This is a genomic window from Mycobacterium hainanense (assembly GCF_041890355.1).
GTDB classification, from domain to species: Bacteria; Actinomycetota; Actinomycetes; order Mycobacteriales; family Mycobacteriaceae; genus Mycobacterium; species Mycobacterium hainanense.
Genome location: NZ_CP169059.1, coordinates 4,695,728 through 4,715,959 on the forward strand (window position 1 = coordinate 4,695,728; position 20,232 = coordinate 4,715,959).

Genomic DNA, 20,232 nt, shown 5'->3' on the forward strand with positions numbered 1-20,232 from the left:
GCCGCTCACGAGACGCCGGACCGGCGGGTGGACTGCACCACGCCCCCGACCCGTTCGACCAGGATGGCCATCTCGTAACCGATTTGACCGATGTCACACGACGTCGCGGCCAGCGTCGCCAGGTGCGAGCCGTCGCCGACGCGCATCAGCAGTAGGTAGCCGTTCTGCATTTCCACCACCGACTGCAGCACCTGGCCGCCCTCGAACAGCTGCGCGGCGCCGGTCGCGAGGCTGGCCAGCCCGGAGGCCACCGCGGCGAGCTGGTCGGCGCGCTCGCGCGGGAGGTGCTCGCTGGCCGCGATGGGCAGACCGTCGACGGAGACCAGCAGCGCGTGCGCCACGCCGGGGACCTCGCGGGCGAACCGCGTGACCAGCCAGTCCAGGGAATTAGCGGGTGCGGTCATTCCTGATCGGGCCCCTGGGTGTCGCGGGCGTGCGACCGGCCGGTGCGCACGCCGCCGAAGTGGCTACTGAACGAGGCGCGCACCGCCTCGGGGTCGCGCGCGGCGGCCGCGTGCTGCGGTTCGCGGTGGGAGTGCAGGCCGCCGTTGGGTTCTTGGCCCTCGTCGTCGGCCCCGGCCGTCCCGTTGGCCGCGCCGGGCACCAGCCGGGCGCCGGGCGTGCGGACCGGCAGCCCGTGCTCGGCGGTGCGCGACTCGACGGGCTTGTCCTCGGCCGCCGCGGCCAGCGTCCAGCCGCGGTCCCACACCGACTGCCAGTCCAGGTCGGGGCTGTTGACGAGGTCGTGCGGGTCGCCGAGCATCTCCGACAGCATCCGCCGGTAGATGACGTCGTCGTCGGCCGGCGTCGCGCTCTTCGGAGCGGCCGGGATCGACGGTCCGGGCGCGCTCGGGGCAGGCGGTTCGTCGGCCGTCTTGTCGACCGTCTCGTCGGGCTGCCGCGACCGTGCGGCGAAGAACGCCGACGTGTCCGAAGCCCGGACGGGTTTCGGCTCAGGTTTCGGTTCCGGGGCGCTCGGTGCGGCCGGGGTCCCGCTTTCCCACCACGGGGTGGGCAGTTCGCGCCGCTGCCGCTGCGGCAGCGGATCGGCGGGTTCGGCGGGCACCTCGGTGATGCCGCTCGACCCGGGATTGCGGCGCGGTAGCAGCGTCACCGGCGGGGCGGGCTCCGCGGCGTGGGCGTTTTGGGCCGCCGGCTCGGGCCGGCGTTCCTCCTCGGGCGCGGCAAGCGCGGCGGCGAGCTGCGCGCTGGGCGATGAGACCGCCCGGATCCGGGCGACTCGGGCCTGCGGGGCCGAGCCCTCGAGAATCGTTGGCGGCAGGTAGATCTCGGCGGTGGTGCCGGAGCCCGTCTCGTTGGCCGCCGGGCCGCGCAGCCCCACCCGGATGCCGTGCTGGGCCGCGATCCGGCCGACCACGAACAGGCCCATGTGGCGGGCGTTGCCGGGGCTGACCTCGCCGCCGGCCTGCAGCCGCATGTTGGCGATGCGCCGATCGGCGTCGTTCATGCCCAGGCCGGAGTCGGCGATCCGTACCACGACTCCGCCTTGAGGATCCGAGCCGCCGCGGGCCGCCGAAACCCGCACCGGCGTCGCGGGCGGCGAATAGCGCAGGGCGTTGTCGATCAGCTCGGCGAACAGGTGGATGGCGCCGCCCGCGGCCGCGCCGATCAGGGTGCTGTTGTCGGGCAGCTCGGCGATCTCGACGCGGCGGTAGTCCTCGACCTCGGACACCGCGGCGCCCAGCACCGTCGACAGCGGCACCGGGTCGCGCTGGTCGCGGGCGAGCTGCGCCCCGGCCAGCACCAACAGGTTGGCGCTGTTGCGGCGCAGCCGGGCGGCGAGATGATCCAGCCGAAACAGGCTGTCCAGGCGCTCGGGGTCCTCCTCGTCGCGCTCCAGCCGGTCGATGAGTGACAGCTGCTGGTCGACCAGCGAGCGGCTGCGCCGCGACATGGTCTCGAACATGTCGTTGACCAGCAGCCGCAACCGGGCCTCGTCACCGGCGAGCAACAGGGCCTGGGTGTGCAGCTCGTCGACCGCGTGGGCGACCTGGCCGATCTCCTCGGTGGTGTACACCGGCAGCGGCTCGGGCGTCGGCTCGGCGCCGCCGGCCTTGACCCGGGCGATCTCCTCCTCGAGGTCGGTGTGGGCAACCTTGAGGGCGCCGTCACGCAGGACCCGCAGCGGCCGCACCAGCGCGCGCGCCACCAGCAGCACCACGACCAGCGCGATCACGATGGCGGACAGCACCAGGACGGTGTCGATGATGGCGGCGTTGCGCCGGTCGGCGGCCTGGGCGTGCACGGATTTGGTCACCGAGGCGGTGGCGTCCTTGATGATCTGGTCGGCGATGTCGTCGGTGGTCTGTATCGAGCGCAGCAGGTCGGCGTTGTCGACGAGCACGCTGGCGGGGTCGGACATGATCGCCATCCGGGTGACCAGCTGCTGCTGCAGCGTCTTGGCCTCGGGCGAGCCGGCGCCGAGGACCTCGCTCATCCCGAACAGCGTCGACGGCTCGGTCCCGGCCAGGGTGATCATCGAGGTCCGCAATTGCGGCTCGGGCAAGTCGGCGCCCCGGGTGACGAGAATTTTCTGCATCGTCATCTGCCCGCGGGCCCCGACCGCCCGGCTGAGGCCCTGGGTCTGGGCGCGGATCTTCTCGTCGTCGACGCGGACCGACGCGTTGATGACGTCCTCGGCCGTCAACAGGATCGGCGCGTAGAGGGTCACCCGCTCCCGCAAACCGAGGCCGTTGTCGGCCACCTTGCTCACCAGCATCTGACCGCCGTCGAGCAGGTTGGCCACGCCGGACCGCACCTCGGGGGTCACGTCGGTGTCGCGCAGCCGGGTGTCCAGTTCGTATTTGCGGGCCTCGAAGTTCTTCTTCGCGCCCTCCACGTCGCGCCCGGTGCTGCCCGCCAGCAGGGCGACGTCGAGGGCCGACATGTACTTGGTGATCACCGGGACCAGGTCGGCGCGGGCGGCGGCCAGCCGCAGTCCGCCGGAGTTCGCCATCGCGCCCTGGATGCGCAGCCCCCCGAACACCGTCGCCAGCACCAGTGGCACCAGCACAATCGCCAGGACCTTCCAGCGGACCGGCCAGTTGGCCGGCGACCAGGTAGGTGGACGTTTGGCCGGTGCCCCCTCGGCGGCGCGGGGCTGCGCGGACTCGGAGACCGCCTCGGCGGGGGTGGCCGGGCGGGCGAACATGGTCACGTCGGCTCGGCCGCGCGACCGGCCGCTGCGCTGATGCTCAGCGCTCGAGAAAACGAGAGGCTCATGAGACTTCCTGCTTTATCCACCCGTGCCACGCCAGATGGGCGCGAGCGCGTCAACGTGGCAATCCGACGAGTATGACAGCCCGAGAGCCAGGTCACCAGAATCCGTACTGAGCAGACAGGGCCCTCCAAGGTGGGTTCGCGCGGAGGCCGGCGATCCTGGCAAACCCTCGTTACGCGCGGCGGAGGACGGCGACCAGGAAATCCGAGTCATCGGTGAACGGGCGCAGGTCCCAGGTGGACAGCAGCAGATCGGGCTCGAGCCCCGCGGCGGCCGCGTCGTCGAGGAACTCGGCGAACGCGTAGTCGCGGCCCGCGCCGAAGCCGATCGCTGCGCGACCGTTGTCCTTGAGGTGGGCCCGGAACCGACCCAGCACCCGGCGCCGGGTGCTCGGCGCCAGGAAAGTCATCACGTTGCCGGCCGACACGATCACGTCGAACGGCTCGGTGACGCCGCGGGCGGGCAGGTCGAGCTCGGCGAGGTCGCCGACGAGCCAACGCGGCCCGGGATGATCCTGCTGGGCCGCTTCGATCAGCGCCGGGTCGACGTCGACGCCGACAACCTGGTGACCGGCGGCGGCCAGGTAGCCGCCCAGCCGGCCCGGACCGCAGCCGGCGTCGAGGATGCGGGCGCCGCGGGGCGACATCGCATCCACGAAGCGCGCCTCGCCGGCCAGGTCGTCACCGGCGCGGGCCATGGCGCGGAACCGCTCGATGTACCAGTGCGAATGCCCGGGATCGGCAGCGACTTTCTGCATCCAGAGGCTCTGCTCGACCATGCGACCATTATCGCGTTGTGTTCAAGCTGATGTTTTTCTCCCCGCGCATCGCCCCCAACACGGGCAACGCCATCCGGACGGCGGCGGCCACCGGATGCGAACTGCACCTGGTCGAGCCGATGGGCTTCGACCTGTCCGAGCCCAAACTGCGGCGGGCCGGGCTGGACTATCACGACCTGGCGTCGGTCACCGTGCATCCGTCGCTGCCGGCCGCGTGGGAAGCGCTGTCGCCCGAACGGGTGATCGCGTTCACCTCGCACGCGCCCACCTCGTTCGCCGAAGTCCGCTACGGGCCGGGCGACGTGCTGTTGTTCGGTCCCGAACCGACCGGGCTGGACGCGGCGACGCTGGCCGACGAGCACATCACCGAGCAGGTGCGCATCCCGATGCTGGCGGGCCGGCGCTCGCTGAACCTGTCTAACGCCGCCGCCGTCGCCGTCTACGAAGCCTGGCGGCAGCACGGCTATCCGGGCGCCGTGTAGCGGTGAGTTTCAGGTTCGCCGGGAGTCAGCATCGGTATGCCTACCTTCATCACGATCGGTTACGGCGAAGAGGCCGGCTACCACCGGCTGGCCGACGACCGCAAGCAAGCGGCGCACGCCCGTGACGACGAACTCAGCGCGGCCGGCGCGCTCGTCGGCCGGGCGGGCGACCCCGTCCAGGTGCGCAACCCGGACGGCGCGGGCGTACGCACCGAGCCGGGCCCGTTCCTTCGGTCACAGCTGCCGATCGCGGGGTTCGCCGTGTTCGAGGCCGAGGATCTGGACGCGGCGGTTGAGCGGGTGAGTCAGACGCCGTGCGCGGTCGCGCACGGCGTCGTCGAGGTTTGGCCCCTTCAGGCCTGATTACCAGGTGTTCCAGTGGGTGAGCTGCTCGGCGGGCAGCCGCTTGGCCGGACGAAAGTCGGTGCCCTTGGTGTAGGCGATGGGGAACAGGCCGCCCTGGCTGTACTTGTCGTACGGGATGCCCACCACGTCGGCGACCTGTTTCTCGCCGTCGCCGAGCAGGTGCAGCGTCGTCCAGCACGACCCCAGCCCGCGGGACCGCAGCGCCAGGCAGAAGCTCCACACCGCCGGGAACAGCGACGCCCAGAACGACACGCCACCCAGCGGCTGCTTGTCCTCGCGGCCAAAGATGCAGGGAATCAACAACACCGGCGCCTCGTGCATGTGCTCGGCGAGGTAGGTCGCGGAGTCGCGCACCTTGTCCATCCGCTCCCCGCGGGTGTCCCCCTCGGCGTATTCGGGAGCGGGCGAGCTCAGGTAGGCCCGCGCGTTTTTCAGGTAGACGTCGCCGATCGCCTTCTTCTTGTCCGCGTCCTCGACGAACACCCACTGCCAGCCCTGCGAATTGGATCCGGTGGGCGCCTGCAGCGCCAGGTCGAGGCATTCCATCAGTACCTCGCGGCCGACCGGCTTGTCGAAGTCCAGGCGTTTGCGGACCGAACGGGTGGTGGTGAGGACTTCGTCGAAGGACAGGTTGAGGGTCATGGTTGGAGACTACCGTTGCGCTATGAGCGTCGAACTGACACAAGAAGTTTCCGAGCGGCTGAAATCGGACTATTACGGCTGGCTGACCACGGTGGCCAAGTCCGGGCTGCCGGTGCCGCGGCTGATCTGGTTTCACTTTGACGGCGCCGGCCTAACGGTCTATTCCATGCCGCAGGCCGCCAAGGTCGGCCACATCAAGGCGCACCCCGAGGTGAGCCTGACCCTGGATTCCGACGGCAACGGCGGCGGAATCGTCGTCATCGGCGGCATCGCGGCGGTGGACGCGACGGACGTCGACTGTCGTGATGACGGCCCGTACTGGGCCAAGTACGAGGACCTCGCCGCGAAATTCGGCCTTGCCGAGGCGATGGCGAGTTACAGCACCCGGCTGAGGATCACGCCGACGAAGGTGTGGACGACGCCGACCGCGTAGCGTGACCCATCACCGGAAGTCGCGCGATTTCGAGCCGACCGCCAGGGTGATGCGGCCCAGCCGCTCGGCGACGACGGTGACTGCGCCGCTGGCGTTTTGGACCTGTCCCCGCACCAGCATCGCCGGCGCGGAGTTGGCCAGCTTGCGGTGCCGCGCCCACACCGCCGGTGTGCACAGCACGTTGACCATCCCGGTCTCGTCCTCGAGGTTGAGAAAGGTCACCCCCTGCGCCGTTCCGGGCCGCTGGCGGTGGGTCACCGCGCCGGCGATCAGCACCCGGTCGCCGTCGGGCACGCTAAGCAGCTTCTCGGCGGGCACTACCCCCATCGCATCCAGGTCCGCCCGCAGAAACTGCGTGGGATAGCTGTCCGGGGACACGCCGGTGGCCCATACGTCGGCGGCGGCCAGTTCCAGCTCGCTCATCCCGGGCAGCGCGGGGACGTGTGACGACGAGCCGACGCCGGGCAGGCGGTCCGGGCGTTGGGTGGCGGCCGCCCCGGCCGCCCACAGCGCCTCGCGCCGCGACATGGAAAAGCAGCCGAGCGCCCCGGCCGTCGCCAGCGCCTCGGTCTGCGGCACCGACAGCTGCAGCCGGGTGGTCAAATCCAGCAGGGAGGTGAACGGGCCGTTGGCTTTTCGTTCCTCCACCAGCCGCTCGGCGAGGTCGTCGCCGATGTGACGCACGGCGCCCAGACCGAGGCGGACCTCGGTCCCCGCGTTCTCGAGGGTGGCGTGGGCCAGGCTGGCATTGACGTCCGGGCCGTGCACCGTCACGCCGTGCCGGCGCGCGTCGGCCACCAGCGACTGCGGTGAATAGAAGCCCATCGGCTGCGCGCGCAGCAGCGCCGCGCAGAAGGCCGCCGGGTGGTGCAGCTTGAACCACGACGAATAGAACACCAGCGAGGCGAAGGACAGCGCATGGCTTTCCGGGAAGCCGAAATTGGCGAACGCCTCCAGCTTTTCGTAGGTCCGGTCGATCACCTCGTCCGGGGCGCCGTGCAGCGCGCGCATGCCGTCGTAGAACCGACCGCGCAGCCGGCGCATGCGCTCGGTCGAACGCTTTGAGCCCATCGCGCGGCGCAACTGGTCGGCCTCAGCGGCGGAGAACCCGGCGCAGTCGACCGCGAGCTGCATCAGCTGTTCCTGAAACAGCGGCACTCCCAGCGTCTTTCGCAGCGCCGGCTCCATGGACGGGTGGTCGTAGACGATCGGGTCGAGGCCGTTGCGCCGCCGGATGTAGGGATGCACCGACCCGCCCTGAATGGGCCCGGGGCGGATCAGCGCGACCTCCACCACCAGGTCGTAGAAGATCCGCGGCCGCAGCCTGGGCAGGGTGGCCATCTGGGCCCGCGACTCCACCTGGAACACGCCGACGGAATCGGCGCGGGCCAGCATCTCGTACACCGCCGGCTCGGAGAGGTCGAGCCGGGCCAGGTCCACCTCGATCCCCTTGTGCTCGGCCACCAAGTCGATGGCATAGTGCAGCGCCGAGAGCATGCCCAGCCCGAGCAGATCGAACTTCACCAAACCGATTGCTGCGCAGTCGTCCTTGTCCCACTGCAACACGCTGCGGTTCTCCATGCGCGCCCACTCCACCGGGCACACGTCGGCGATCGGGCGGTCGCAAATCACCATGCCGCCGGAGTGAATGCCCATGTGCCGCGGCAGGTTCCGGATCTGGTTGGCCAGGTCGACCACCTGCTCGGGGATGCCCTCGACGTCGGGCGAATCGGCGAGCCCGTTCCAGTGGCTGATCTGCTTGCTCCACGCGTCCTGCTGTCCCTGGGAGAAGCCCAGCGCGCGGGCCATGTCCCGCACCGCGATCCGGCCCCGGTAGGTGATGACGTTGGCGACCTGGGCGGCGTAGTCGCGGCCGTATTTGTCGTAGACGTACTGAATGACCTTCTCACGCTGGTCGGACTCGATGTCCATGTCGATGTCGGGCGGTCCGTCGCGGGCGGGCGACAAAAACCGCTCGAACAGCAGCTCGTTGGCCACCGGGTCCACCGCGGTGACACCGAGGGCATAGCAGACCGCGGAGTTGGCGGCCGATCCCCTGCCCTGACACAGAATGTTGTTCTGGCGGCAGAACCGGGCGATGTCGTGCACCACCAGGAAGTAGCCCGGAAACGTCAGCTGCTCAATGACTTTCAGTTCGTGCTCGATCTGCGCGTACGCGCGCGGCGCGGCGTCGGCCGGCCCGTAGCGGTCGCGCGCGCCCACCATGGTCAGCTGCCGCAGCCAGCTGTCCTCGGTGTGCCCGGTGGGCACGTCGAAGGGCGGCAGCTGCGGGGCGATCAGCGCCAGCCCGAACGCGCATTGCTCGCCGAGCTCGGCGGCGGCGCTCACCGCGTCGGGGCCCCCAAAAGGCACCTGCGCGAACAGCCGGGCCATCTCCTCCCCGGACCGCAGGTGCGAACCACCCAGGGGCGCAAGCCATCCGGCGGCGGCGTCCAGGGACTGCCGCGCCCGAATGGCACCCATGGCCATGGCCAACCGGCGCCGCGGCGGTCCCGCGAAATGCGCGCCGGTGGTGGCGACCACGCCGACGCCGAAGCGGGGCGCCAACCCGGCCAGCACCGCGTTGCGTTCGTCGTCGAGCGGGTGACCGTGGTGGGTCAACTCGACGCTGACCCGGTCCGCGCCGAACCGGTCCACCAGGTCGGCCAGTGCCCGCCCCGCGGCCTCCGGCCCTTGCGACAATGCCTGTCGGACATGGCCTTTGCGGCACCCGGTCAGGATGTGCCAGTGCCCACCTGCGGCCTCGGTCAGCGCGTCGAAGTCGTAGCGCGGCTTGCCCTTCTCCCCGCCGGCCAGGTGCGCCGCGGCCAGCTGCCGCGACAGCCGGCGGTAACCTTCCGGGCCGCGGGCCAGCACCAGCAGGTGCGGGCCGGGCGGATCCGGCGTCTCGGTGCGGGCCCCGGGACCCAAGGACAGTTCGGCGCCGAACACGGTGCGCAGCTCGAGCTCGGCGGCCGCCTCGGCAAACCGCACGGCCCCGTACAGGCCGTCGTGGTCGGTGAGCGCCAGGGCGCGCAGGCCCAGCCGGGAAGCCTCCTCCACCAGCTCCTCCGGCGTGCTGGCCCCGTCGAGGAAGCTGAACGCCGAATGCGCGTGCAGTTCGGCATAGGGAACGGACGAGCGGGCCGCCCTGGCGCCATCCGGTGGCCGGTAGGTTGCACGCTTGGGCGACAGGGGGGCGTCCTCCCCGGGCACCACCGGCACGCCGGCATGGCGCGGCTTGCTGTCGAGCACCCGCTCCATTTCCGCCCAGGTCGGCGGGCCATTAAACCAACTCATACCAGCCCACCACCGCAGTCTATCGAATGTTTGTTCGAATCGCCTCCGGTGCAGGACAACCGTTGTTAAACCGATCTTCAACTCATAAACAAGGTCTTAACGTCGCGGGCCTACCGCGCGCACAGGGTTCGGCAGAGACTGGTTACCAGGGCAGAAAATGATGGCGGGGACGAGCATGGCGCAGGTGAGGGCACTGGATACGGCATTCCTGAAAACTCACGACCCCGACCAGCACACCGGCCTGGCGATCGGCGCGGTGGCTGTCGTCGAGGGCGGCGCACCCGACCGTCAGCGCCTCGAAGCCCTTCTGGCGGAACGCATTCGAACGATACCGCGTTGCACGCAACTGCTGCGGGCGCACCCGACGCACGGCGCCTGGGTCGACTGCCCGGAATTCGACGTCGCCCAGCATGTGCGCCCGGTGGCGATCTCCCGCCCGGGTGACGACACCGAGTTGGCCCGCGCCATCGCCCACGCCCTAGAGCGGCCACTGAGCCCGGACCGCCCACCGTGGGAGTGCTGGGTGATCGAGGGCCTCAAGGGCAACCGGTGGGCGATCTTGATCAAGACCCATCCCAGCCTGCTGGACGGCAACTCCCCCGCGCACCTGCTCACCAGGCTTTGCGACGACGCCGACGACACCGCCTTCGCCAATGCCCCTGCGGCCAAACCGGTTTCGCGGCCCTCGGCGCGGCGGACCGGCTGGACCGATGCGCTGTGGCGGGCATCCTGGACCGCGACCGGCGCCGTCGTCGGCGCGGTCTGGCCCGCGCTGCAGGCACACGACCGCGCCGCCACGCCGCGGCGCTATGCCACGGTGCGGGTCCCGATCGCCGACGTCGACCGCGTCTGCCGCAGGTTCGGTGCCACCGTCAACGATGTCGCGGTGGCCGCCGCCACCGAAGGCTTCCGGACGGTGCTGCTCGGCCGCGGCGAGGAGCCGCAAGCGGACTCGCTGCCGGCCCTGGCGCCGACACCGATCCGGTCGCCGTACCTGCCGGTCGAGCACGACGACCCGGTCCAGCGCTTGCGGACCGTGCAAACTCGATGGAGTGACACGCCCGCGGGCGCGACGCAATCCGGCGGCATCGTCGAGTCGGCGCTCAATTCTTTGCCGCCGGTCCTGCGGGACGGCGTCGTGGCGCTGCTGTCGCTGCTCCCGCAGCGCGCCATCGTCGCGCTGGCCACCCACGCGCCCGGGCCCCGTCACCAGCTGCGCTTGATGGGAAAGACGATAGAGCGCCTGCTGCCCATCCCCCCGATCGCCGTCCAGTTGAGCACTGGAGTCGCGGTGCTGAGTTACGGCGACGAACTGGTGTTCGGCATCACCGCCGAACCCGGCACCGCATTCGACGTCAAGCAACTGGCCGCCGGAATCGAACTGGGCATCGAGCGGCTGGTGGCGCTCAGCCAGGATTCGGTGTTGTTGTTCGGCGATCGCCGCCGCAAGCGGTCGCCGCGCGCCTTCCCCGGCCGCCCGCCGGGCACCCGGCCGCGCGTGCCGGGCCAAGTCCGGCACTGACCCGCTCCCCGACCGGCCGACCACCGTGAGAAGGTGGGGTCGTGCCACAGTCGGGATCGGTAGTCATCGACCCGCGCCGCCATGACGCGGTGCTGTTCCACGCCCCGGACCCCACCCTGGAGGGCAAGCTGCGCGAAGCCGGTGTGGGCACCGCCGCCTACACCGAGGACCCGTTGGAGGCGGCCCGCCGGCTGCAGGTCCGGCCCGACCGATGCGCGGTCGTCGCTGCCGACGAAGCGGCCGTGGCGGCCGCGCGCGCCGGCGGATTCGCACTGGTCGTCGGCGTCGGTACGGGGCGTAGCGACGCCCTGCGAGACGCCGGCGCGGACGCGGTGGTCGCCGACCTGGGCGAGGTCACCGTGCGCACCGGGGACCGCCGGATCTCGCAGCTGCCCGATGCGCTGACGGCGCTCGACGACCTGGCGGCGCGGCGGCCCGCGGTGTTCTTCGACTTCGACGGCACGCTGTCCGACATCGTCAACGACCCGGACGCGGCCGTCCCGGTCGACGGCGCCACCGAGGCGCTGCGGCAGTTGGCGGCCGGCTGCCCGGTGGCGGTGCTGTCCGGCCGCGACCTGGCCGATGTGACGAAACGTGTTGGTGTTTCCGGGATCTGGTATGCCGGCAGTCACGGGTTCGAATTGACCGCGCCCGACGGCGCGCACCATCAGAACGACGACGCCGCCGCGGCCATCCCGGTGCTTCAGGCCGCGGCCGGCGAGCTGCGCGAGCGACTCGGCTCGATCCCGGGGGTGGTGGTGGAGCACAAGCGCTTTGGGGTCGCCGTGCACTACCGCAACGCCGGGCGCGACCGCATCGGCGAGGTGGCTGCCGCGGTGCGCGCTGCGGGGCGCCGCGACGGCCTACGGGTGACCACCGGCCGGGAGGTCATCGAGCTGCGCCCGGATCTGGACTGGGACAAGGGCAAAACGCTGCGCTGGGTGCTCGATCACCTGACCGAGGCCGAGCCCGGCGCCCGGACCCCGGTCTACCTGGGCGACGACATCACCGACGAGGACGCGTTCGACGCGGTGGCCGACGGCGGCGTGCCAATCCTGGTGCGGCACTACGACGACGGCGACCGCGCCACCGCGGCGCGACTCGCGCTGGACAGCCCCGCACAGGCCGGCGAGTTCGCCGCCCGCCTGGCGCGCCGGCTGTCATCCTAGGGCTGGACGTATTCCACGGCGCCGTCGTCGAGCACCACCCGACCGGCCTCGGCGCCTTCGGCTCCCGACGCCTCGGTGCGAAACACCGCCTTGCCGGGCTCGGTGCGCCAGATCAGCGTGGTCAGCGTTTCGCCGGGGAACACCGGCGAGGTGAACCGTGACGCGATCGAGGTGATGTTGGCCGCAACGCCGCCGCCGAGCTCGGCGACCAGCGCGCGACCCGCCACGCCATAACTGCACAGCCCGTGCAGGATCGGCTTGGGGAACCCGGCCAGCTCGCGGGCGAACCACGGGTCGCTGTGCAGCGGGTTGCGGTCACCGGAGAGCCGGTAGATCAGCGCCTGGTCCTCCCGGGTGGGCAGCGCGACCCGGGCGTCGGGCTCGCGGTCCGGTATCTCCGGGGCCACCGGGCGCTGGCCCGGCACCCCGCCAAACCCGCCCTCGCCGCGGATCACCAGCGTGGTGAGCGTCTCGGCGATCAGCTTCTCCGAATCCGGATCGGTGCCCCGGCCGCGCAACACCAGGATCGCGTTCTTGCCCTCACCCTTGTCCTGGATGTCGGCGACCTCGGTCACCACCGACAGCTTCCCCGCCGGAGGCAGCGGCGCGTGCAGCCGGATTTCCTGCGAGCCGTGTAACAGCATGGCCCAGTTGAACGTTCCGACCTTGCCGGCCGCCCCGAAGGCCGGGCAGCAGATCACCGCGTAGGTGGGCAGCACCTGCTGCTCGATGCCGTGGCTGTTCTCGGTGGTGAACGACAGGTCGTCGAGGCCGGCGCCGACGCCGAGCGCGTAGAGCAGCGTGTCGCGGTCGGTCCACTCGAACAGCATCGGTTCGGTCACCGCGCCGACGGCACTCGGGTCAATCGCCATCTGAGTCTCCTTCGGAAGTAATTTCTCCACTCAACCATCGCAAACCCTTCCCCCCGACGCCGTCGGCAGGGCAGGCTATCGACATGCCGAAGCGCAGCTTGGTCTCCAACGTCTCGAAGGCGGTCGCGGCGCTCACCGCGGTTCTCGTCGTCGGTGCCTGCGGCGGATCGCCACAGGCGCGCAGCATCACGGTGACGTTCATCCGGCACGCCCAGTCCGAATCCAACGCCAGCGGCGTCATCGACACCTCGGTGCCGGGCCCCGGCCTGACCCCGGAGGGCCAGGGGCAGGCACAACAGGTCGCGCATCAAGCGGGTCACAAGGACTACGACGGCATCTACGCCTCGACCATGGTCAGGACGCAGCAGACCGCCGCACCTTTGGCCTCGGAACTGGGTAAGCAAGTCCAGGTGCTGCAAGGCATTCAGGAGATCAACGCGGGCTGGTTCGAGGGCAAGCCGATCGCCGAGGAGGCCTCGACGTTCCTGCTGGCGCCGTCGGATTGGCTCAGGGGCGACGTGCAGAACAGAATCCCCGGGTCGATCAGCGGCAAGGAATTCAACGAACAATTCACCTCCGCCATCGCAAAGGTCTACAACAGCGGCCAGCACGACCCGGTGGTGTTCTCGCACAAATTCGCCATCGAGTACTGGACGCTGATGAACGCGAGGAACGCCAAGGACTCGCTGCTCACCAGCCACCCGTTGCCCAACATCGGGCGCGTGGTGATCACCGGCAACCCGGTGAACGGCTGGACCCTGGTCGACTGGGACGGCATCCGCGACTTCCACAACTGAGCTTCCAGTCAGTTCCACGGTGCGACCCGCCGCGCCCGGCTCTCGCCGCGCTCGCGATCGCCGTCAGGTTGACGCGGGCGGTCGCGACCGCCACGATGGCTTGCATGCGGTATGTCGTTACCGGCGGTACCGGGTTTATTGGTCGCCGCGTCGTCGCCCGGCTGCTGGACACCCAACCCGATGCGCAGGTGTGGGTGCTGGTCCGTCGGCAGTCGCTGGGCCGTTTCGAGCGGCTCGCGGCCGACTGGGGTGAGCGGGCCAAACCGCTGGTCGGCGGGCTGCCGGCGCTGGAACTGACCGACGAGACCATCGCCGAGCTGGGCAGCATCGATCACGTCGTGCACTGCGCGGCCATCTACGACATCACCGCCGGTGAAGCCGAGCAGCGGGCCACCAACGTCGAAGGGACCCGCGCCGTCATCGAACTGGCGCGACGGCTGGGCGCGACGCTGCACCACGTCTCCTCGATCGCCGTGGCCGGCGACTTCCCCGGCGAGTACACCGAAGACGACTTCGACGTCGGCCAGCCGTTGCCCACCCCGTACCACCAGACGAAGTTCGAGGCGGAGTTGCTGGTGCGGTCGGCGGCCGGGCTGCGCCATCGGATCTACCGTCCGGCGGTGGTGGTGGGCGACTCGCGCACCGGCGAGATGGACAAGGTCGACGGGCCGTATTACTTCTTCGGCGTGCTGGCCAAGCTGGCGGTGCTGCCCAAGCTGACGCCCATCCTGCTGCCCGACATCGGGCGCACCAACATCGTGCCCGTCGACTACGTCGTCGATGCGCTCGTCGCGCTCATGCATGCCGAGGGCCTGGACGGTCGCACATTCCACCTCACCGCCCCGAAAACCGTTGGGCTGCGCGGCATTTACCGCGGCGTCGCCAAGGCGGCCGGGCTCCCGCCCGCGCGCGGGTCGCTACCCGGCTCGGTGGCCGCCCCGGTGCTGACGGCGCGCGGCCGGGCCAGGGTGCTGCGCAACATGGCGGCCACCCAGCTCGGTATCCCGGCCGAGGTCTTCGACCTCGTCGACCTCAAGCCCACCTTCATCAGCGACCAGACCCGGGAAGCCTTGCGCGGCACGGGCATCGAGGTGCCCGAGTTCTCCCGCTACGCGCCCAAGCTGTGGCGGTACTGGGCCGAACACCTCGACCCGGACCGGGCGCGCCGCGACGACCCGCAGGGGCCGCTGCACGGCCGGCACGTCATCATCACCGGGGCGTCCAGCGGCATCGGCCGGGCGGCGGCCATCGCCGTCGCCGAGCGCGGGGCGACGGTGTTCGCCCTGGCCCGCAACGCCGACGCGCTGGATCAACTGGTCGCCGAGATCCGCGCGGCCGGCGGTGACGCCCACGCCTTCACCTGCGACGTCACCGACTCCACGTCGGTCGAGCACACCATCAAGGACATCCTGGGCCGGTTCGACCACGTCGACTACCTGGTGAACAACGCCGGCCGGTCGATCCGGCGGTCGGTGATCAACTCGACCGACCGGCTGCACGACTACGAGCGGGTGATGGCGGTCAATTACTTCGGCGCGGTGCGGATGGTGCTGGCGCTGCTGCCGCACTGGCGCGAGCGCCGCTTCGGTCACGTGGTCAACGTCTCCAGCGCCGGCGTGCAGGCCCGCAACCCCAAGTACAGCTCGTACCTGCCCACGAAGGCGGCGCTGGACGCGTTCGCCGACGTGGTCGGCTCGGAGACGCTGTCCGACCACATCACGTTCACCAATATCCATATGCCACTGGTCCGTACGCCGATGATCGCGCCGTCACACCGGCTCAACCCGGTGCCGGCGATCAGCCCGGAGCGCGCGGCCGCCATGGTGGTGCGCGGCCTGGTCGAGAAGCCGGCCCGCATCGACACCCCGCTGGGCACGCTGGCCGAGGCCGGAAACTACTTCGCGCCGCGGACCTCCCGGCGGATCCTGCACCAGCTCTACCTCGGTTACCCCGACTCGGCCGCCGCCCGCGGGCTGCCCACCGAGCCGGCCGCCGCTCACCCGCCACGGCGCAAGCCGAGGCGGCCCGTCCGCGCGGTCACCGGCGGCATCCGGACGCCGCGGGGAGTCAAACGGTTGGTGCGGTTGGTGCCCGGGCTGCACTGGTAGGCGCGGCGTTTCGGCCGCGCCCGATTGCGGTATTCCGGCGCGATGACCCGGATTGTCTCCGCCAAGCGGGCGGATGCCGACCCCGTGGCCGCCGCGGCCCGGCTGGTCGCCACGACGGGCGCGGCGGTGATGTCCTCCTTCGAGGTGACCCGAAGCCTGGGCGCGGGACGCGAGGAGTGGACCCGATTCGCCCGGCATTGGCAGCGGTTGGGCCCCGACCCGTACGCCGCGGAGCAGGGGGTGCAGCGGCTGCGCCGGTACGGCCAGTACTCCCTGCGCGACGGCGCGCTGCGCCCGGTGCCCAGGAGCACGTTCGTGCAGCCCGAGGACTCGAACCCGCTCTACATCGGCAAGGACCGCGACTTCGAGCCGCTGACCGACGCGTTCTCCCGGGATCCCTTGCTGCGCAAGATCATCGACCTGCTGGCGCGGGTGGCGGCGGCGCTGGACGACGTGGCGGACTGGAACGTCAAGGTGCATCCGTTCCGGGTCCGGTCGTTGTCCGAGGACGGCGGCCTTCCGACACCCGAGGGCATGCACCGCGACGGCGTCACCCTGGTCAGCTCGCTGCTGGTCGGGCGGCGCAACGCGATCGGCGGCGAGAGCACCGTGTGCGACCTCGACGGTAGGCGCCTGCTCGCGACGACCCTGGCCGAGCCCGGCACGCTGATGCTGGGCGACGACCGCCGTACCCTGCACGGCGTCTCCCCGATCCGGCCGATCGACCACTCGGGCCCCGCCCAGCGCGACGTCTTGGTGGTCACCTTCGCCTCGGCCTGGCCCTGAGCCGGCACCGCCCGAAGGCGCTGGATCATTTCAAGAGGGTGAACTGGTTGACATCGACGTATCCGATGCGGAACATCTCGGCGCAACCGGTCAGGTATTTCATGTACCGCTCGTAGACCTCCTCGGACTGCACCGCGATAGCCTCGTCTTTGTGAGCTTGCAACGCCGCGGCCCAGATGTCGAGCGTTTTCGCATAGTGCGGTTGCAGCGATTGAACGCGGCCCACCGTGAAGCCGTTCGCCGTGGCGCGCTCTTGCACCATCGGTATCGACGGCAACCGCCCACCCGGAAAGATCTCGGTAACAATGAATTTGACGAAGCGGGCAAACAGAAACGATATCGGCATGCCACGTTCGACCATCTCAGTCGGGTGCAGCCCGGTGATGGTGTGCAGCAGCATTACCCCGTCGTCGGGCAGCAGGCCATGGGTAAGGGTGAAGAACTTGTCGTAGCGCTCGTGCCCGAAGTGCTCGAAGGCCCCGATGCTGACGATCCGGTCGACAGGCTCATCGAACTGTTCCCAGCCTTGCAGCAGAATGCGCATCGAGCGGGGGCTGTCGGACCGGGCGATCAGCTGCTCGACGTGTTTGGCCTGGTTTCGGCTCAGGGTGAGGCCCACGACGTCGACGTCGTACTTTTGCACGGCGCGCATCATGGTCGCGCCCCACCCGCAGCCGATGTCGAGCAATGTCATGCCAGACTGCAGCCCGAGTTTGCCGAGGGCCAGGTCGATCTTGGCGATCTGCGCTTCTTCCAGCGTCATGTCGTCGCGCTCGAAGTAGGCGCAGCTGTACGTCTGGGTCGGATCGAGGAACAGCCGGAAGAAATCGTCGGACAGGTCGTAGTGGGCCTGCACGTCGTCGAAGTGCGGCGTTAAATCGGGGGGCTCCGACGTCGGTGGCATCGTGACAGCCTAGCCGCCCCTCTGAGTATCTTGGACACAATGAAGTCGCCCGTATTCGTCGACGTCGACACCGGCGTCGACGACGCGCTGGCACTGATGTACCTGTTCGCCAGCCCGGACGCGGACGTGGTCGGCATCGCCTCCACCGAGGGAAACGTTGCGGTGCAGCAGGTTTGCGAGAACAATTTGGGCCTGCTCGAACTGTGCGGCCGCACCGGCGTGCCGGTGTCCAAAGGCTCCGAGGAGACCCTGAGCGGGCCGATGAGCCTGCCGTCGAAGGTCCACGGCCCCCGCGGATTGGGCTACGCCGACCTGCCGCCCACCGATCGCCGGCTCACCGACCACGACTCGGCGACCGCCTGGGTACGCGCCGCGCAGGCGCATCCCGGTGAGCTCATCGGGGTGGTGACCGGCCCGCTGACCAATCTGGCGCTGGCCCTGCGCGCCGAGCCGGCGCTGCCGACGCTGCTGCGCCGGCTGGTCGTGATGGGCGGTTCTTACGATCACCGGGGCAACACCACCGCGGTGGCCGAGTGGAACATCAGCGTGGATCCCGAGGCCGCGGCCGAGGTCCTGGAGGCCTGGGCACCCGTTGAGCCGCAACGGCTTCCGATCCTGTGCGGCCTGGACCTCACCCGCAAGGTGGCGATGACGCCCGATCACCTCACCCGGCTGGCGGCCGCGGCCGGGTCGACCTCGACGCCGATGAGCGCGGACGACGAGCCCGGCACGCGGTCGACCGCGTCCAACGCGTTGATCCGGGTGATCGAGGACGCGATGCGGTTCTACCTGGAGGCCTACCACGACATCGGGCACGGTTTCCAGGCGCACCTGCATGATCCGCTGGCCGCCGCCGCGGCGCTGGACCCGGGGCTGGTCACCACCCGGGCCGCGACGGTGGACATCGAGCTGACGGGGACGCTGACCCGCGCCATGACGGTGACCGACTGGTCGGGGCGCCGAGAACCCAACGCGCTGATCGGGATCGACGTGGACGCGGCGGCCTTCTTCGACCGGTTCATCGAACGGGTTGGGGCCTTCGCGCGCCGGTCATCCAATACCCCATGAAGATTCGTCTCATCGAAGTCCTGCGCGGCGGGTGGGGCGCGGTGCTGCTGACCGCCCCGTCCGACGTGCTGGGCCACATCCACGGTGTGCAGGTCGACCGCAAAGCGCTCATCGTCACCCGGATCCTGGGCGGGCGCCACCTGGTGCAGGCGCTGCTGTCGGGCATCGATCCCGGCCCGGAGGTGCTGGCGGCCGGCGTGTGGGTCGACATGGTGCACTCCGTGACGGCGCTCGGCCTGGCCGTGGCCGACCGGCGCCGCGCCCGCGGCGGGGTGACCGACGCCGCCGTCGCGGCGTCGTGGGCGGGCCTGGGCTGGCGCCACCTGCGCGACGGTAAGTCCAGAACCGACGGCGTCCGGGGCCGCGACCGCCTGGCCCGCGCGGTGTTGGGCGCGCTGCCCGGCGGCGCCCGTCTGATGGCGCGGGCGCAGGCGGTCCGCGCGCGCCAACCCTGAGCCGCGGGGCGTTTGACCCTCCAGACGTCGGGTACTGCCACGGGCATGGCCTTCGCCGACTACCAAACCGAGCTGTACGACCAATCGCTGCACGGCAATCAGCCGCAATACCCGATCAGGTTCGACGAGCTGGAGAAGAAGGCGTCGGCGGCGATGCCGCCGAAAGTGCTGGGATACGTCGCGGGCGGCGCCGGCGACGAACATACCCAGCGCGCCAACTGCGAGGCCTTCAAGCGGTGGGGCCTGTATCCGCGCATGGGGATCGCTCCCGAGCAGCGCGACATGTCGATCGAGTTGTTCGGAATGAGATTTCCGTCGCCGATCTTCATGGCGCCGATCGGCGTTATCGGGGTGTGCGACCCGGACGGCCACGGGGACCTGGCCTGCGCCCGAGCTTCGGTCCGCACGGGCGTTCCCTTCTTCGTCGGGACGCTGACGGCCGACCCGATGGAAGACCTCGCCGTCGAATTGGGCGATACCCCGGCGTTCTTCCAGCTGTACACGCCGCCGAACCGAAAGATGGCCGCCAGCCTGGTGCACCGCGCCGAGGCGGCCGGCTTCAAGGGCATCGCCGTCACGCTCGACACCTGGGTGACCGGCTGGCGACCCCGCGACCTGAGCGGGGGCAATTACCCGCAGGTGCCCAGCGGATGCCTGGCCAACTACACCAGCGATCCGGTTTTTCGGGCCACCCTGAGTCGCGGCGAAGACGCCACCGAGGCGGCGGTGCGGAAACTGCCGATCTTCGGCGGGCCGTTCCGGTGGGACGACCTGGAGTGGCTGCGGTCGGAGACCAGCCTGCCGCTGATGGTCAAGGGCGTCTGCCACCCTGACGACGTCCGGCGCGCGAAAGACCTTGGCGTCGACGGCATTTACTGTTCCAACCACGGCGGCCGGCAGGCCAACGGCGGGCTGCCGACGCTGGATTGCCTGCCGGGCGTGCTCGAGGCCGCCGACGGTCTTCCGGTGCTGTTCGACTCGGGCGTGCGCAGCGGCCCCGACATCATCAAGGCCCTGGCGATGGGGGCGACCGCGGTGGGCATCGGTCGCCCGTACGCCTACGGCCTGGCGCTCGGCGGCGTCGACGGCGTCGTGCACGTGCTGCGCTCGCTGCTGGCCGAGGCGGACCTGATCATGGCCGTCGACGGGTATCCGTCCCTGAAGGATCTGACCCCGGACGCGTTGCGGCCCACTGGATAGCCGTCACCTCACCCACAGCCCGACCCCACCGACCTTCTCGACGCAGATGCGGGTCACGAATCCCGGCGGCGCGGGTGCTGGTGCGCGCCCCCGCGTGACGAAGGGGGGC

The 20,232-nt window shown here is 70.4% G+C and carries 18 protein-coding genes; 11 read left to right on the forward strand and 7 right to left on the reverse strand.

Annotation, left to right across the window (positions count from 1 at the left end):
- Positions 1–5: 5 nt before the first annotated feature.
- The 3 genes from ACEL92_RS21980 to ACEL92_RS21990 all read right to left on the reverse strand — a co-directional run bounded on the left by ACEL92_RS21980 (position 6) and on the right by ACEL92_RS21990 (position 4,019).
- On the reverse strand, positions 6–404 hold the full coding sequence (locus ACEL92_RS21980; RefSeq protein WP_067280579.1) for a serine protease inhibitor: 399 nt from the start codon (positions 402–404) through the stop codon (positions 6–8).
- Complete coding sequence (locus ACEL92_RS21985; protein WP_374022736.1) at positions 401–3,178, reverse strand: ATP-binding protein; 2,778 nt, start codon at positions 3,176–3,178, stop codon at positions 401–403. Before ACEL92_RS21985 ends, ACEL92_RS21980 begins: the two co-directional genes overlap by 4 nt.
- A gap of 235 nt (positions 3,179–3,413) precedes the next feature.
- Positions 3,414–4,019, reverse strand: a complete 606-nt coding sequence (locus tag ACEL92_RS21990) for a trans-aconitate 2-methyltransferase (protein ID WP_374022737.1) — start codon at positions 4,017–4,019, stop codon at positions 3,414–3,416.
- Positions 4,020–4,036: 17 nt separating this feature from the next.
- Here ACEL92_RS21990 and ACEL92_RS21995 point away from each other — a divergent pair, with 17 nt between their 5' ends.
- A complete protein-coding gene (locus tag ACEL92_RS21995; protein WP_374022738.1) occupies positions 4,037–4,501 on the forward strand; it encodes a tRNA (cytidine(34)-2'-O)-methyltransferase in 465 nt (154 codons plus the stop codon).
- Between the two features lie 36 nt (positions 4,502–4,537).
- On the forward strand, positions 4,538–4,864 hold the full coding sequence (locus ACEL92_RS22000) for a YciI family protein (RefSeq protein WP_374022739.1): 327 nt from the start codon (positions 4,538–4,540) through the stop codon (positions 4,862–4,864).
- Here the strand turns inward: ACEL92_RS22000 and ACEL92_RS22005 are convergent, their stop codons facing one another.
- Entirely contained in the window at positions 4,865–5,509 is a 645-nt protein-coding gene (locus ACEL92_RS22005) for a nitroreductase family protein (protein ID WP_374022740.1), read from the reverse strand.
- A gap of 22 nt (positions 5,510–5,531) precedes the next feature.
- Here ACEL92_RS22005 and ACEL92_RS22010 point away from each other — a divergent pair, with 22 nt between their 5' ends.
- Positions 5,532–5,942, forward strand: a complete 411-nt coding sequence (locus ACEL92_RS22010; protein WP_374022741.1) for a TIGR03667 family PPOX class F420-dependent oxidoreductase — start codon at positions 5,532–5,534, stop codon at positions 5,940–5,942.
- Positions 5,943–5,951: 9 nt separating this feature from the next.
- Here the strand turns inward: ACEL92_RS22010 and ACEL92_RS22015 are convergent, their stop codons facing one another.
- Positions 5,952–9,242 (reverse strand): error-prone DNA polymerase, encoded by a 3,291-nt coding sequence (locus tag ACEL92_RS22015; RefSeq protein WP_374022742.1) that lies wholly within the window; start codon positions 9,240–9,242, stop codon positions 5,952–5,954.
- Between the two features lie 175 nt (positions 9,243–9,417).
- Between ACEL92_RS22015 and ACEL92_RS22020 the strand changes: the two genes are divergently transcribed.
- Positions 9,418–10,764, forward strand: a complete 1,347-nt coding sequence (locus tag ACEL92_RS22020) for a wax ester/triacylglycerol synthase domain-containing protein (protein WP_374022743.1) — start codon at positions 9,418–9,420, stop codon at positions 10,762–10,764.
- 41 nt (positions 10,765–10,805) lie between these two features.
- On the forward strand, positions 10,806–11,933 hold the full coding sequence (gene otsB, locus ACEL92_RS22025) for a trehalose-phosphatase (protein ID WP_374022744.1): 1,128 nt from the start codon (positions 10,806–10,808) through the stop codon (positions 11,931–11,933).
- Here the strand turns inward: otsB and ACEL92_RS22030 are convergent.
- Positions 11,930–12,805 (reverse strand): MaoC/PaaZ C-terminal domain-containing protein, encoded by an 876-nt coding sequence (locus ACEL92_RS22030; protein ID WP_374022745.1) that lies wholly within the window; start codon positions 12,803–12,805, stop codon positions 11,930–11,932. The two genes, otsB and ACEL92_RS22030, sit on opposite strands and share 4 nt — an antisense overlap.
- A gap of 83 nt (positions 12,806–12,888) precedes the next feature.
- On the opposite strand from ACEL92_RS22030, the gene ACEL92_RS22035 reads away from it, so the two are divergent.
- The 3 genes from ACEL92_RS22035 (at position 12,889) to ACEL92_RS22045 (ending at position 16,496) form a co-directional block, all read left to right on the forward strand.
- The gene (locus ACEL92_RS22035) at positions 12,889–13,602 is read left to right on the forward strand and encodes a histidine phosphatase family protein (protein WP_374022746.1); all 714 of its coding nucleotides are present in this window, start codon (positions 12,889–12,891) and stop codon (positions 13,600–13,602) included.
- Positions 13,603–13,706: 104 nt separating this feature from the next.
- Positions 13,707–15,710, forward strand: coding sequence for an SDR family oxidoreductase (locus ACEL92_RS22040; protein WP_374022747.1), 2,004 nt, complete (start codon positions 13,707–13,709; stop codon positions 15,708–15,710).
- 42 nt (positions 15,711–15,752) lie between these two features.
- Positions 15,753–16,496, forward strand: coding sequence for a 2OG-Fe dioxygenase family protein (locus tag ACEL92_RS22045; RefSeq protein WP_374022748.1), 744 nt, complete (start codon positions 15,753–15,755; stop codon positions 16,494–16,496).
- A gap of 25 nt (positions 16,497–16,521) precedes the next feature.
- Here the strand turns inward: ACEL92_RS22045 and cmaA1 are convergent, their stop codons facing one another.
- Positions 16,522–17,400: a cyclopropane mycolic acid synthase CmaA1 gene (gene cmaA1 / locus ACEL92_RS22050; protein ID WP_374022749.1), complete on the reverse strand. Its 879-nt coding sequence runs from the start codon at positions 17,398–17,400 to the stop codon at positions 16,522–16,524.
- A 39-nt stretch (positions 17,401–17,439) separates the two neighbouring features.
- Here cmaA1 and ACEL92_RS22055 point away from each other — a divergent pair, with 39 nt between their 5' ends.
- Genes ACEL92_RS22055 through ACEL92_RS22065 form a run of 3 tightly spaced genes read left to right on the forward strand, consistent with a single transcriptional unit; the run spans position 17,440 to position 20,123 of the window.
- Entirely contained in the window at positions 17,440–18,468 is a 1,029-nt protein-coding gene (locus ACEL92_RS22055) for a nucleoside hydrolase (protein WP_374022750.1), read from the forward strand.
- Positions 18,465–18,923: a hypothetical protein gene (locus ACEL92_RS22060; protein ID WP_374022751.1), complete on the forward strand. Its 459-nt coding sequence runs from the start codon at positions 18,465–18,467 to the stop codon at positions 18,921–18,923. The genes ACEL92_RS22055 and ACEL92_RS22060 overlap by 4 nt, the downstream gene beginning before the upstream one ends.
- A gap of 45 nt (positions 18,924–18,968) precedes the next feature.
- Positions 18,969–20,123 (forward strand): alpha-hydroxy-acid oxidizing protein, encoded by a 1,155-nt coding sequence (locus ACEL92_RS22065; RefSeq protein WP_374022752.1) that lies wholly within the window; start codon positions 18,969–18,971, stop codon positions 20,121–20,123.
- Positions 20,124–20,232 lie beyond the last annotated feature (109 nt).

Bases quoted from the DNA above. Each gene is read 5' to 3' on its own strand.
- ACEL92_RS22065 (WP_374022752.1), top strand. From the start codon at position 18,969: ATGGCCTTCGCCGACTACCAAACCGAGCTGTACGACCAATCGCTGCAC.
- ACEL92_RS21990 (WP_374022737.1), bottom strand. From the start codon at position 4,019: ATGGTCGAGCAGAGCCTCTGGATGCAGAAAGTCGCTGCCGATCCCGGG.
- ACEL92_RS22000 (WP_374022739.1), top strand. From the start codon at position 4,538: ATGCCTACCTTCATCACGATCGGTTACGGCGAAGAGGCCGGCTACCAC.
- ACEL92_RS22040 (WP_374022747.1), top strand. From the start codon at position 13,707: ATGCGGTATGTCGTTACCGGCGGTACCGGGTTTATTGGTCGCCGCGTC.
- ACEL92_RS22055 (WP_374022750.1), top strand. From the start codon at position 17,440: ATGAAGTCGCCCGTATTCGTCGACGTCGACACCGGCGTCGACGACGCG.
- ACEL92_RS22045 (WP_374022748.1), top strand. From the start codon at position 15,753: ATGACCCGGATTGTCTCCGCCAAGCGGGCGGATGCCGACCCCGTGGCC.
- ACEL92_RS22060 (WP_374022751.1), top strand. From the start codon at position 18,465: ATGAAGATTCGTCTCATCGAAGTCCTGCGCGGCGGGTGGGGCGCGGTG.
- ACEL92_RS22010 (WP_374022741.1), top strand. From the start codon at position 5,532: ATGAGCGTCGAACTGACACAAGAAGTTTCCGAGCGGCTGAAATCGGAC.
- ACEL92_RS22035 (WP_374022746.1), top strand. From the start codon at position 12,889: ATGCCGAAGCGCAGCTTGGTCTCCAACGTCTCGAAGGCGGTCGCGGCG.
- ACEL92_RS22015 (WP_374022742.1), bottom strand. From the start codon at position 9,242: ATGAGTTGGTTTAATGGCCCGCCGACCTGGGCGGAAATGGAGCGGGTG.
- ACEL92_RS22030 (WP_374022745.1), bottom strand. From the start codon at position 12,805: ATGGCGATTGACCCGAGTGCCGTCGGCGCGGTGACCGAACCGATGCTG.
- ACEL92_RS22005 (WP_374022740.1), bottom strand. From the start codon at position 5,509: ATGACCCTCAACCTGTCCTTCGACGAAGTCCTCACCACCACCCGTTCG.
- cmaA1 (WP_374022749.1), bottom strand. From the start codon at position 17,400: ATGCCACCGACGTCGGAGCCCCCCGATTTAACGCCGCACTTCGACGAC.
- ACEL92_RS21980 (WP_067280579.1), bottom strand. From the start codon at position 404: ATGACCGCACCCGCTAATTCCCTGGACTGGCTGGTCACGCGGTTCGCC.
- ACEL92_RS22020 (WP_374022743.1), top strand. From the start codon at position 9,418: ATGGCGCAGGTGAGGGCACTGGATACGGCATTCCTGAAAACTCACGAC.